Annotated in this window: 10 protein-coding genes; 3 read left to right on the forward strand and 7 right to left on the reverse strand. The window is 64.0% G+C overall.

Features of this window, described 5'->3' with window-relative positions; translation table 11 throughout:
* Positions 1 to 62: 62 nt before the first annotated feature.
* Entirely contained in the window at positions 63 to 2,264 is a 2,202-nt protein-coding gene (locus tag J0A91_RS04375) for a TonB-dependent receptor (protein WP_240502197.1), read from the forward strand.
* Positions 2,265 to 2,511: 247 nt separating this feature from the next.
* Here the strand turns inward: J0A91_RS04375 and J0A91_RS04380 are convergent, their stop codons facing one another.
* The 6 genes from J0A91_RS04380 to J0A91_RS04405 form a co-directional block, all read right to left on the reverse strand.
* Positions 2,512 to 4,143, reverse strand: coding sequence for a flavin-containing monooxygenase (locus tag J0A91_RS04380; protein WP_240502198.1), 1,632 nt, complete (start codon positions 4,141 to 4,143; stop codon positions 2,512 to 2,514).
* Between the two features lie 90 nt (positions 4,144 to 4,233).
* Positions 4,234 to 5,319 carry an acyl-CoA dehydrogenase family protein gene (locus J0A91_RS04385; RefSeq protein WP_069203886.1) on the reverse strand — a complete coding sequence of 362 codons (1,086 nt, stop codon included), beginning with the start codon at positions 5,317 to 5,319 and terminating at the stop codon, positions 4,234 to 4,236.
* 7 nt (positions 5,320 to 5,326) lie between these two features.
* The gene (locus tag J0A91_RS04390; protein WP_069203887.1) at positions 5,327 to 6,502 is read right to left on the reverse strand and encodes an acyl-CoA dehydrogenase family protein; all 1,176 of its coding nucleotides are present in this window, start codon (positions 6,500 to 6,502) and stop codon (positions 5,327 to 5,329) included.
* 58 nt (positions 6,503 to 6,560) lie between these two features.
* Positions 6,561 to 7,454, reverse strand: coding sequence for an SMP-30/gluconolactonase/LRE family protein (locus J0A91_RS04395; RefSeq protein ID WP_240502199.1), 894 nt, complete (start codon positions 7,452 to 7,454; stop codon positions 6,561 to 6,563).
* The gene (locus J0A91_RS04400; protein WP_069203888.1) at positions 7,451 to 8,194 is read right to left on the reverse strand and encodes a carboxymuconolactone decarboxylase family protein; all 744 of its coding nucleotides are present in this window, start codon (positions 8,192 to 8,194) and stop codon (positions 7,451 to 7,453) included. Before J0A91_RS04400 ends, J0A91_RS04395 begins: the two co-directional genes overlap by 4 nt.
* Positions 8,195 to 8,274: 80 nt before the next feature.
* Positions 8,275 to 8,979, reverse strand: coding sequence for an IclR family transcriptional regulator domain-containing protein (locus J0A91_RS04405; protein ID WP_240502200.1), 705 nt, complete (start codon positions 8,977 to 8,979; stop codon positions 8,275 to 8,277).
* Between the two features lie 353 nt (positions 8,980 to 9,332).
* Between J0A91_RS04405 and J0A91_RS04410 the strand changes: the two genes are divergently transcribed.
* The gene (locus tag J0A91_RS04410; protein ID WP_206364986.1) at positions 9,333 to 10,961 is read left to right on the forward strand and encodes a long-chain fatty acid--CoA ligase; all 1,629 of its coding nucleotides are present in this window, start codon (positions 9,333 to 9,335) and stop codon (positions 10,959 to 10,961) included.
* 10 nt (positions 10,962 to 10,971) lie between these two features.
* Positions 10,972 to 12,153 (forward strand): beta-ketothiolase BktB, encoded by a 1,182-nt coding sequence (gene bktB, locus J0A91_RS04415; RefSeq protein ID WP_069203891.1) that lies wholly within the window; start codon positions 10,972 to 10,974, stop codon positions 12,151 to 12,153.
* A 141-nt stretch (positions 12,154 to 12,294) separates the two neighbouring features.
* Here the strand turns inward: bktB and J0A91_RS04420 are convergent, their stop codons facing one another.
* On the reverse strand, positions 12,295 to 13,047 hold the full coding sequence (locus J0A91_RS04420; protein WP_150126826.1) for a glucose 1-dehydrogenase: 753 nt from the start codon (positions 13,045 to 13,047) through the stop codon (positions 12,295 to 12,297).
* Between the last annotated feature and the right edge of the window lie 12 nt (positions 13,048 to 13,059).

Below are 13,059 nucleotides of genomic sequence, written 5' to 3' on the forward strand. Positions count from 1 at the left end.
AAGCCGCCCGAGGCGAGTCAAAGCTCCAATGCGCGACCGCCCGATTTAGGGGAGTTATCAGGATGACCATGATCAACCGCGCCAAGTTTTGCTTGCTGGCAACCGCAGCAGGCCTCGCCATTCTTCCGGCTGCCGGGCACGCACAGACCGCAGACCCCGCACCCGCGCAGCAAACCCCGACCCCATCGATGTCCGGCGCCACCGAAGACGATAGCGACGGCTTTGAGACGATCATTGTCACCGCAACCAAGCGCGGCCAGGCGTCGAACGTGCAGGACGTGCCCTTCGCCGTTACCGCTTTCGGCAGCAAGCAACTTGAGGATCAGCATTTCGCGAACCTGCAGAGTCTCAGTTACAAAATGCCCAACGTCAACCTCGGCCAGGCTGGCACCACCCCGGGTTACGCGAACTTCTCGATCCGCGGCCTCGGCATCAACAGCTCGATCCCCTCGATCGACCCGACGGTCGGCGTGTTCGTCGACGGCACCTATCTCGGTATCAGCGCCGGACTCGTCTTCGGCAATTTCGATCTCGAGGGGCTGGAAGTGCTGCGCGGGCCGCAGGGCCTGCTGTTTGGTCGCAACGTGACCGGCGGCGCGGTCGTCATGCGTACCACCACGCCGCGCAACACTTTCCACGCCGATCTCAGCGCGCAGGTTTCATCGGGGCCGGAATATAAGGCCTCCGCCGTCATCACCGGCCCGATCATCAAGGACAAGTTACAGGCCAAGATCGCCGTCTATTATGACAAGGACGAGGGTTACTTTCACAACGATTTCAACGGGAACGACCATTTCGGCAAGAGTCGCACCGTCATCGTCCGCCCGGCTCTGCGCTTCTCGCCCGACGACAGCTTCGAAACGCTGCTGCGCTACGAATACGGCCAATATGACGGCGACGGCGCGGTCGCGACCAACCACGGCCTGTTCCCGATCAGCAGCTTCCGCGTGAACGTCGACAACGAAGGTTTCGCGCACAATTACTGGCACATGGCCTCGGTCGAAACCAACATCCCGGTCGAACTGGGCAACGGCAAGATCACCAATCTGATGTCGTACCGCGCGTATAACTCGACCGTCTCCAACGACATCGACGCATCGCCGGTGTTGGCGTTCAGCAGCGGCAACACGACGCACCAGCAGCAGATGAGCGAGGAGCTGCGCTACGCCGGAACCTTTGGCAAGCTCGATGTGACCACGGGTCTTTATTATTTCAATCAGCAGATCCATTATATCGAGAACCGTATCCTGGCCGGCGGCGCCAACATCGTCTCGGGCGGCGGCCGGCAGCGGCAGAACAGCTACGGCGTGTTCGCATCGTTCGACTGGCATTTCACCGACACGCTGACGCTCAACCTCGGCGGTCGCTATTCCTATGAGGAAAAGGCGGTTCGCGTCGCCAATCTGGTCCGCAACGGCTGCGACTATGCGGCACAGACTTGCAATTTCACCTTTACCGACGCGAATTCCTGGGGTGGCTTCACCCCGCGTGTCGGCATGCAGTGGAAGCCTGACGACAAGACGCAGGTCTATGCCTTCTGGTCAAAGGGCTTCCGCAGCGGCGGTTACAACTTCCGTAATGTCCTGACGCAGGTGGCACCGGGCCCGTTCGGTGACGAAGTGCAAAATTCCTACGAAGTCGGCTTCAAGAAGGATTTCGGCAAGCTCCTGCGAGTCAATGGCGCGGCTTTCTGGAACGAGATCGATAATGTCCAACGTGAGATCCAGATCCCGGTCATCGGCGTCGGCACTTCGCAGCAGATCGTCAATGCGGCCAATGCCCGCGTGCGCGGCGTCGAAGGCGAAGTTACGCTACGTCCCGGCGGCGGCTTCACCCTCGGCGGCCAGTTCGGCTACACCGAGGGCAGTTATACCAAGGTGCTGTTCGATCTGAACAACAGCGGCGCGATCGACGCGGTCGACTATGCGCTCCAGCTTCCGCGCCTCGCACCGTGGACCTACGGCGGGTCGCTCGGGTGGAGCCATACCTTCGGTGACTACGGCGTTGACGCGAACGCGGCCGTGAACCACCACGACGCGGAATTTTACAACGACGCCAACACCGGCCGCCTGCGCGCCGCGACGATGGTGGACGCCAGCGTGTCGGTTCACCGCGGCCCGTACACGGTTGCCGTTTTTGCGACGAACCTGCTCAACGTAGCGACCTACAGCGCGGAAGCCCCGCTCGCGTTCTTCGCGGGTTCCACTTTCGCGCCGCTCAACAAGGGCCGCGTCATCGGCGGCTCGATCTCCGCCAAATTCTGAAGAGGTTCCGGGTGGCAAGTTACGGGCCGGTGGGAGCGATACCGCCGGCCCTTTCCTGTTATCATGCTTCGCGCGCCCCGCCCGCTTTTGGAATACGATACGCAGGGGCGGACAAGGCGCTGCTCAACGGCGGCTGGCGCCCTGCCCCGATCCGCAAGGTCTCGGTTGCGCTCCTCATGAAATGGCCCGCTCTCCGCGGCGGGGAGCGGGCCAGTTCCGTCTCAGCTTCGTCTCGCAGAGGAGAGGATCAGCCGGAGGTGACGGGATCTCCCGCGCGCTCGAAGACGAAACCGGGATAACCGGCATCGGCTGCGGCCTTGCAGAGATCGGAATACGTGTTGAAGCCGCCAGTATAGATCGACAGGCCGCGCGCCTTCCCGGCGACGTTGGTACCGGTGTACCAGGTGTTGGCCTTGGACAGGAGCGTGTGCTCAGCCAGGCTGGAGACCAGCTCCATATAACCCCGCTCCGCGCTTTCGGTCGGCTCCATCGCCGCCAAGCTCTGCCCGCGCATGTGGGTGATCGCGTCGGCTATCCAGTTCACGTTCTGCTCGTTGATGGTGAAGATGTTGGCCAGCGCGGATGGACCGTTCGGGCCGCATATCATGAACAGGTTGGGAAAACCCTTCATCATCAGCCCCAGATGGGAGTGCGCTCCGCCAGCCCATTCCTCGTTGATCGTCCTGCCGTTGCGGCCAGCGACGTCGAAAGCCATCAGCGCGCCGGTCAGGCCGTCGTAGCCGGTGGCGAGGATCAGCATGTCGATCGGGAACTCGCGCGAGGCGGTGCGCACGCCGGTCTCGGTCAGCCCGACGATCGGCTCCTTGAAGCAGTCGACCAGACTGACGTGCGGTTCGTTGTACGTCTCGTAATAATCGGTATCGAGACAGGCGCGGCGCGCGAAGATCGGATAGCCGCGCGGCTTCAGCGTCTCGGCGGTCTGGGGGTCTTTGACCACTTCGCTGATCTTGCCGCGCACGAAATCCGCGACCTGCTCGTTCGCTTGTTCGTTCTGCATCAAATCGGAAAAAGAGCCGAGCACGGTGTGCCCGCCATTCTGCCAGGCCGATTCCAGGATCGCGCGACGATGCTCGGGCGGCAGGCTGAAATAGGGGCGGTGGCCAGACGGCCGCACGCCGCCGACGAAGCTGTTGCGCGCGTGCGTGCGCATGCCGGGCAGATTGCGTTTTATCTCCGCCACGTATTCCGGCGTGTATTTGTGATTGCGCATCGGCATGGTGAAGCTTGGCGTGCGCTGGAAGACTACGACTTCCTTGGCCTGCTTGGCGATAACCGGGATGATCTGGATACCGGTCGAACCGACGCCGACCACGCCGACACGCTTGCCTTCGTAACTAACCGGTTCCTTCGGCCAGCGACCCGAATAATACATCTCGCCCTTGAAGCTGTCGATATCCTCGAACTCGGGCACCTTTGGCACCGACAGCGGTCCGGTCGCCATGATCGCATAGGTGGCCTCGAACGTTTGGCCGGTCCCCGTCGTGTAGATCCAGATCTGGCGCGCCTCGTCATAGGCGGCCCGCGCAACGCGGGTCTCGAACAGATACTCCTTGCGCAGATCGTGTCGGTCGGCGACGAAATTGATGTATTCGAGGATTTCGGGCTGCGCGGCGAACTGTTCCGACCAGGACCATTCCGCGTCGACCTCGGGCGAGAAGGTGTAGCAATAATCGATCGTTAGCAGGTCACAGCGCGCGCCGGGATAGCGATTCCAGTACCAGACGCCACCGACATTATCGCCGGCCTCGATGCCAAGCACCGACAGCCCCATTTCGCGCAGCTTGTAGACAGCGTAGAGACCGCCGATACCGGCCCCCACGACGATCGCGTCGTACCTTTTGTCCACAACTTCAACCATTTCGCCCGCCATCTCCTGAGAGCATCCTTCGTTTTCCATGCCGCATAGGTCCGCTCGCGACCGAGGCCGCAGGCCGCCACGCCGCCAAAATCACACTGGTGCGAAGCGCTGGAGGTGATGATCGGAAGAGCCATAGGCACATTCGATCATCATCAGCCGCTTGAGGTGGTGACTGATGATCAGTTCGTCGCTGAAACCGACGCCCCCGTGCAATTGCACCGCCTGCCGCCCGACGTAGAGCCCGCACTGTCCCACCCGCGCCTTGGCGGCAGACACCGCGCGGCGCCGCTCCTCCGGTCCGCGACCGAGGCTGAGCGTCGCGCGGTACATCATCGAGCGCGCCTCCTCGATCGCGACCGCCATGTCGACGGCGCGATGCTGCAGCGCCTGGAACGATCCGATCGCGACGCCGAACTGCTTGCGCGTCCGCAGATAGTCGAGCGTTGCAGCCATCGCCGCGTCCATCGATCCGACGGCTTCGGCGATATGTGCGCAGATCGCCCGATCGACCGCAGCCTCGATCACCGGCAGCCCGGCTTCGGCGATCAGCACGCCCGCGACGCCGTCGAGCTTCAATCTGGCGTGGCGATGCTGGTCGATCGCGCGGAAGCGTTCGACCGTTAGGCCCGGGGCGTCGGCGGCGACCACGAACAGGCGGATGCCCTCCCCCGTGCGCGCGCTTACCACGAACCAGTTCGCGCCGCCGCCATCCTCGACGTGGAGCTTTTCGCCCGTTATGCTCCAAGTCTCTCCGCTGCCCCGCGCGGTCGTCGCAACATGCGCGAGGTCATAGCCGCCATCCGGCTCCAGTAGACCCGCGGCCGCCTGCGCCGACCCTTCGCCGATCGCCGCGAGGACATGCTGCGCAGCTTCGCTGCCGCCGATCAACGTGGGCACCAGCACGCTCGTCGCGACAAACGGCACCGGCATCAGGTGCCGCCCGATCTCTTCCATCACCGCCATGACGTCGACCGCCGAACCGCCCAGGCCACCGTCGCCTTCCGCGATCGGCAGCATCAGCCAGCCCAGTTCCGCCATCTGCGCCCAGGTCCGCGCGGCGACCGCATCGAAATCGCCGATCAGCTTGAGCCGGTCGGCGGCTGGCCAGAGATCACCTCCGAGCCGGTCGGCACCGTCCTGCAGCATCCGCTGCTCGTCAGAAAATTCGAAGTTCATGGCGTTCTCACAGGCCCAGCGCGCGGCGGGCGATGATGTTGTGCTGGATTTCGCTCGATCCGCCGTAGATCGAAGTGACGCGCGAATAGAGCGCACCCTGCATCGCATATGGCATGTCGGCGGGGCTGGCGCCGTCGAGGGCGCGGAAGTGCGCCGCCTCCGGGCCGAGCGCGTCGATCCACAGCGCCATCCCGCGCTGGTAGAGATCGGACCAGCGCAGCTTGACCATCGACCCGCGCGGCCCGGAATCTGCGCCCGCCGCAAGATCCGCGAGCAGCCGCAGCACCATCGTCTCCAGCGCCATCGCCTCGATCTCGATCTGCGCGAGCAGCGCGCGGAATACAGGCGTCTCGATCAGCGGCACGCCGCCGACGGTTCGAGCCCGCGCCGCCTCACGCACGCCGTCCAGCACCTGCGGCAGGTGGATTGCGGTGGCGGAACTGACCATGCGCTCGCGGTCGAGCAGCACCTTGCCATATTCCCAGCCGCGCCCTTCCTCGCCGACGAGATTGGTGACGGGCACGCGCACATCATCGAGAAACACCTCGTTGGTGTGATATTTCTCGTCCATCGTCTCGATCTTGCGAATCGTGATGCCAGGCGTCTTCATGTCGACCAGCAGCAGCGAGATTCCCTGCTGACGCTTCGGCTCCTGCGAGGTGCGCACGAGTGTGAACATGTGGCTCGCGACCTGCGCGTAACTCGTCCACATCTTCTGGCCGTTGATGACATAATCATCGCCGTCCCGCACCGCCGCCGTGGTGAGCGAGGCGAGATCCGATCCCGCGCCAGGCTCCGAATAACCCTGGCACCACCAGTCGTGCGCATTGATGATGCCGGGCAGATAGCGATCCTTCAGCACCTGCGATCCGTAGCTGAAGATGATCGGGCCGATCAGCTCCAGTCCCTGATGGAACTGGATCGGCGCGCCCGCGCGCGCGGATTCGCTTTCGAAGATGTAGAGTTGCGCTGGGCTCCACCCGGTGCCGCCGTATTCGACCGGCCAGTTGGGCGCCCCCCAGCCTTTAGCAGCGAGCGCCTTCTGGTAATCGATCAGTTCCTCGGGTTCGAGGCGGAGACCGGAGCGCACGCGCGTCAGCCAGGTTGCGGGTACGACCTCCGCGAGGAAGCTGCACACCTCGTCGCGAAAAGCCATTTCATCGGCGGAGAAATCGAGATCCATGCGGGTTGACTGCCCTCCCCGCCTCTCCGAACTCCAGATTCACCCGGCTACAGGGCCACTAATTCCGAATGTGATTGTCCGGAACGAAGCGGGTCTCGGGTATTCCGCGCGCCTCTAGGCCGGAAATAGCGAGCATTCGCCCGGCGTCGGCGAGATCGGATTTGAGCCTGTGGCCGGAATCACGGATCGTCGTGACGTAGAGGGTCGCCATGTCCCGCCCACCAAAGGCCGGGCATGACGGATAGGGCAGCGGCAGGTCCACCAGAGCGACCAAATCCCCCTCGGGCGAGATGCAGGCAATCTGTCCGCTCAACACCATCGCTACCCATAACCGGCCCTCACCGTCGACGGTCGCGCCGTCCGGGGCGAGATCGTGCGCGGCGCAGTCGAAAAAGTCCTCGCGCGGGCCGATCGCGCCAGTGGCGCGATCATAAGCATGGCGGCGGATCACCCGCTCCAGACTGTCAGCGAAGTATAGCAAGCCTCCACAGGGCGAGAAACAGATCGCGTTGGTCAGCCGGAGACCGCGCACCAGTCGCACCGCGCGTCCGCCATGGTCGAGCCGCCACAGTGTCGCGAGCGCCGGCGCCTGTCCGCCATGCTGCATCGTGCCGGAAAGGAAGCGGCCCTGCCGGTCGACCTTGCCGTCGTTGAAGCGGATCGCGCCCGCGCCGATCGCTGGGCTGGCAAGCCAGTGAATCCCACCCGCGCCATCGATCAGCGCGAACCCGTCTGCGAAAGCCGCAACGAGACCGTCTTCGGCAAGACCGATCGCCCCGACCGGGCGGTCGAACGTCCATTCGCGCTGAAGCACGCCACCGCTATCCGCCGCCAGCACCTGATTGCGGCGGATATCGACCCACCACAGCCAGGCTCGCACCGCATCCCACAACGGACTCTCGCCCAGCAGATTCGCGTGACTCCCGAACAGGGCGATAGCCGGCGCGTTCACCCCTCCGACGCTGCCTGTACGACCGCCGGCACGCCTTCCGAACAGGCATGGAGGCCGAGATGCGCCACGAGCTGAAATACTTGCGCGATCTCCTCCGGGGCCGCCCCGAGATCGAGCGCGCGACGCGTCTCCGCGCGCACGCCTTCGGCATAAAGATGCGTCGGCGACGCCGCGAGCGCGAGGCGGATCAACGCGCGCTCGCAGGCGGTCAGGCGCGAGGTGCGATCGGCCGTTTCCAGAAGATCGCCAAGTGCCACGACCCAAGCGGGCGACAGCTTCGCCATCGTCGCAAGCCACTCCGGCTGTGTGTCATGCTGCGCGCCATAGCGCTCCATCGCGCCGGGCGCTCCTGGGGTGTCGGGCAGCACGCGCCCCGACACCGCCAACTCCTCGATCAGCGTCGTCATCCCGACCGCTACGCTGTCGATCCCCTGCATCGTCGCGATCTGCAGGACCTCGATCAGCTCGCCCGCCGCGCACCCCGCCGCCAGCGCGATGCGCACATGGATTTCCAGGCCGGCCTTGAATAGATGCGTGGCGGAGGCATCTACCGCGACATAGATCAGCTCGCGCATCCGGGCGGAGAGTGGCCCGGTGTGCGCCGGCGTGGCGGAATAGGCGAGATACGCCTCCAGCCATTCCGGACTGTGTTCGAGCAGTCCATCGTTGAACGAAACCCAATAGCCTCGAGCCTCGATGTAGCGCTGCTTGAACGCCGCTTTCTCTTCTGCCGACCGCATTGCCGCATCTCGCGTCGCCGGGCACCGGGTGTCGATCTCCACGCACCGAAAACCGGGTCAATCACAATTGTGATGGTCGGTTATTCCGCAGCCTCGGCATAAGCATGCTCTTCGCGCAGCGCTTTGAACTCGGCGATACATTCGCGCATCGTAGCGATGATGTCGTACTGCGCCTTGGCGATGCGATCGGCTAGGCCGCCGACGCCGACCGCGAGCGGGATGCCGTGCAGCGTCTCCTCGAGCGGAATTGAGATCGATGAGACTTCCTTCATCGGCTTGTTCTTCAGGATCGCATAGCCCGTCTGCCGCGCCCAGCGGATGTCGCGCATCAACTCCTCGGAATCGAACCGGCGCCCCTCCGCGAGTTGATAGTAATTGGAATAGCGGCAGATCTTGTCGATCTCGCTGTCTTTCATCCGGCTCATCAGCGACAGGCCGCCGGCGGAGTCGACGAGCAGTCGCATGGTGCCGATCGGCGGCACGATCTTGAAATCATGTTCAGGCGCCCTGAGCAGGATATACTGAATGAACAGGTCGTTTTGCGTGCTCAGCCCGACGGTCTCGTCGGTTCGGCGCTGGATTTCCCCAACCAGCCAGCGATAACTTTCATCGGAATAGATGAAGCCCGGCAACCAACTGCCCAGCGCACCGACACGCATTGTCGGCAGATACGTGCGCGTTACGCGATTATAGTTGAGATAGCCCATGATGACCATGCTCTTGAGCAGGTTGGTCGCGCTAGACTGCGGGTAATCCAGGATCGTATAGACCTCATGCAGGCGCATGGGCCGGCGCTGTTCCGAGAAGAGCTCAAGAACCTGAAGGGTTCGCGACGCCGATTTTACTGTCCGCCGGATCATATCTGCACTCTCCTGTCACGGGGTTTGCCCCTCTTTGGAGGTACGGGTGATACCAGACCGCATCGCGGATTGGGATGGGGTCTCCCGATATCACACATGTGATGGTTTATCCTCATTTCTCCGAGGCATCCAGCGCACGCGGGACTATTCCGCCTGTGATATTCCCGCGTGGCACCGGCGCGCCGATTGTGACAGCGGCGCTGCCACAGCATCTTGCTTGACCGGGCACGCGAACACCCGGAGCGCGATGAGGAGCCGAGACCAACATGCTGGGTCTGATGCAATACCCGTCCCTGACGATCGGATCGGTGATCGACTACGCCGCTCGCAATCACGGCTGCACTGAAATCGTGTCCCGCCACCCCACGAAAAGCCTTGAGCGATCGAACTGGACGCGCATACACGACCGCGCTCGCCGGATCGCCGCCGCACTCACCACGCTCGGTGCGCGGCATGGCGACCGGATCGCCAGTCTCGCTTGGAACCGCACGGCGCATGTCGAACTCTATTTCGGCGTCGCTGGCGGCGGCATGGTGCTGCACACGCTCAATCCGCGCCTGTTCGATGATCAGATCGGCTATATCCTCAAGGAAGGCGGCGCCCGCATCCTGTGCGTCGACCCCGATCTGCTACCGCTCGCCGAACGCATCGTCGCGGCGCACATCGATCCGCTGAACGTGATCGTGCTGTGCTCGCGCGACGAAATCCCGGCGACCACGATCGCCGATCCCATCGCCTACGAAGACCTGCTCGTCGCCACCGAACCGCTGCCGGCATGGCCCGACTTCGACGAGCGGACCGCATCGGGCCTCTGCTACACTTCGGGCACGACCGGTAATCCCAAGGGCGTGCTCTACAGCCACCGCTCGACCGTGTTGCACGCCATGTCCTTGTGCGGCGCGGATTCGATGGCGCTGTCGTCACGCGACACCGCGTTGCTGCTGCCGCCGATGTTCCACGTCAATGCGTGGGGCGTACCCTATGCTGCGGCAATGTGCGGCGCCAAGTTGGTGCTGCCGGGGAGTGCGCTGGATGGTTCGTCGCTCAACGCACTGCTGCGCGACGAGGAGGTCACCTTCTCGCTTGGCGTGCCGACGGTGTGGTTCAGCCTGCTCGATCATATCGAAGCGAACACCACGCTCGAAGAGCGCGCGGCGCTGCGCCTGGACCGTGTCTTCATGGGCGGTGCGGCGTGCCCGCGCGCGCTCGTCCAGCGGTTCCGCGATTTGCTCGGCGTCGACACGATGCAGGCCTGGGGCATGACCGAAACCAGCCCCGTCGTGGCCGTTTGCCGCCCGTCTGGCCGCCACCGCGATCTGCCGCCCGAGGAACAGCTTGATCTGCGCGCGAAGGCTGGGCGCTGCTTGTTCGGATCCGAGGTCGGTATCGGTGCCGCCGACGGCGGCGTCACCGGCCCCGGCGCGGAAGCGATCGGCCCGCTGCTGGTGCGCGGGTTGTGGGTGGCGAGCGGATATTTCGGCAAGGCGCTCGGATCGGCGCTCGATGCGGGCGGCTGGTTCGACAGCGGCGACGTCGCGCGCATCGACGCAGACGGTTTCATCCAGATCACCGATCGTTCGAAGGACGTCATCAAGTCGGGCGGCGAGTGGATTTCGTCAATCGATCTGGAAAACGCCGCAGTGGCACATCCGGCAGTGAAGGAAGCTGCGGTCGTTGGCGTACCGCACCCGCGCTGGCAGGAGCGCCCGCTGATGCTGCTCCACCTCCATCCGGGGTGCAGCATTTCACCCGAGGAAATGCGCATCCACCTGACCACCTATGTCGCGAAATGGTGGCTTCCCGACGAGATCATCCTAGTCGACGAATTGCCGCATACCGGTTCCGGCAAGCTGATGAAGGCGGAGTTGCGCCAGCGATATGCGGGCCGGCTCGAACACGCCCGCTAGGAGAGTTCTCGTGACCAACATCTATGCGGTCGCCGTCGCCCGTACCGCGATCGGCAGTTTCGGCGGCACCCTCAAGGACCAGCGCCCGGGTGATCTCGGGGCGCATGTCGGCCGCGCGGCGATCGAACGCGCGGGCATTCCACCGGAACTCGTCGGCAATGTTGTTTTCGGCCATGTCATCCCGACCCATCCACGCGACCATTTCGTCGCGCGGATCGCCGGAGTCGGCGCGGGCGTACCGCTCGCGACACCGGCGCTTACCGTCAACCGGCTCTGCGGTTCGGGTTTGCAGGCGATCCTGTCCGCCGCGCAATCGATCATGCTGGACGATTGCACGATAGCGCTGGCGGGCGGGACGGAAGTGATGAGCCGCGCGGCGCATTATCTGCCCGATCTGCGCTGGGGCAAGAAGATGGGCGACAGCACGATCATCGACGGCCTCAACGGCGCACTAACAGATCCGTTCAACGAGATCCTGATGGGCGTGACCGCGGAGAACGTCGCGAAACGCTACGGTATTTCGCGGGAGCAGCAGGACGCGCTGGCACTGACCAGCCACCACCGCGCCACCCGCGCGATCGCGGAAGGATACTTCAGGGATCAGATCGCCCCGATCGAGATCGCCACGCGCCAAGGCAAGATCGCCTTCGACACCGACGAATATGTCCGCACCGGCGCGAAGCCCGGGGATTTTGATTCGCTTCGTCCCGTGTTCCAGCGCGACGGTGGCACCGTCACCGCCGGCAACGCATCGGGCATAAATGACGGTGCCGCCGCCGTGGTGCTGGCGAACGACGTGTCGGTGCGCGAGCTCGGCCTGACGCCGTTGGGGCGCCTTGTCGCTTACGGCCACGCCGGCGTTGACCCTGCGTACATGGGCATCGGTCCCGTTCCCGCCACGCGCAATGCGCTCGCTCGTGCCGGCCTCAAGATAGACGATCTCGACATCATCGAGGCGAATGAGGCGTTCGCGGCTCAGGCTTGCGCCGTCGCGGCGGAACTCGGCCTTGATCCCGACAAGGTAAACCCCAACGGCAGCGGCATTGCGCTCGGGCACCCCGTCGGGGCAACCGGCGCCATCATCACCGCCAAGTTGCTTTACGAATTGCGCCGGACAAACAAGCGTTACGGCCTGACCACGATGTGCATCGGAGGCGGCCAAGGCATTGCGGCGATATGGGAACGAGCCTAAGCGCGGTCACCGCCGGGCGATCCGCCCCGAAGCACAGACAGAAAAATAGCAGGTTAGAGCCGTCCACCCGATGGTAGACGGCTGCTTTTTCCGCCTCGGCCCCAACGCGTGAATCACGACGCGGGGTAACGACCATGTGTCCTATTGCGCCGTCGAACCGCCATCTATCGCGATGCTGGCCCCAACGACGAAGCTGGATGCCGACGAACTGAGCCAAAGCACCGCATCGGCGATTTCGGTGGGCAGTCCAAACCTGCCGATCGGGTGGACCGCCGCCATAGCGGCGTGTAGCCCGGGAACCTCAAACAGGGGAGTGGACATGGGAGTCTCAATGACCCCCGGGCATACAGAGTTGATGCGGATGCCGCGCGTGGCGTATTCGAGCGCGGCCGTTTTCGTCAAGCCGACCACGGCGTGCTTCGAGGCAGAATAGACGGACAAGCTTGGCAGGCCGACCAGCCCCGCAGCGGATGCCGTGTTGACGATCGTTCCACCGCCCTGGCGCAGCATGACCGCGATCTGCGCGCGCATGCCATGAAAGACGCCCCAAAAGTTGACATCCATGACTTGTCGCGCGGATGCTTCATCAGATTCGGCCAGTTCGGCAGGTGTGCCACCAACGCCGGCATTGTTGTGCGCGCAATCCAGGCGACCGAACCGCTCGACGGTGGCAGCCACCGCCGCCGCCACGCTTGACCCGTCGGTTACGTCCACGGTCATGGTCGCGACCGCGCCGCCGATCTCCTCGATCAGGCCGGCGGTTTCCATAAGACCGCTCTCGTTCATATCGACGATCATCACGCTAGCTCCGGCGCGCGCAAAAGCGCACGCGCTCGCGCGCCCGATACCGCTGCCGGCCCCGGTGATGAACGCTACCTTGCCTGCAATATCCATGGTCTTATCCTC

It is taken from the genome of Sphingomonas panacis (assembly GCF_001717955.1).
In the GTDB taxonomy this organism is placed as follows: Bacteria; Pseudomonadota; Alphaproteobacteria; order Sphingomonadales; family Sphingomonadaceae; genus Sphingomonas; species Sphingomonas panacis.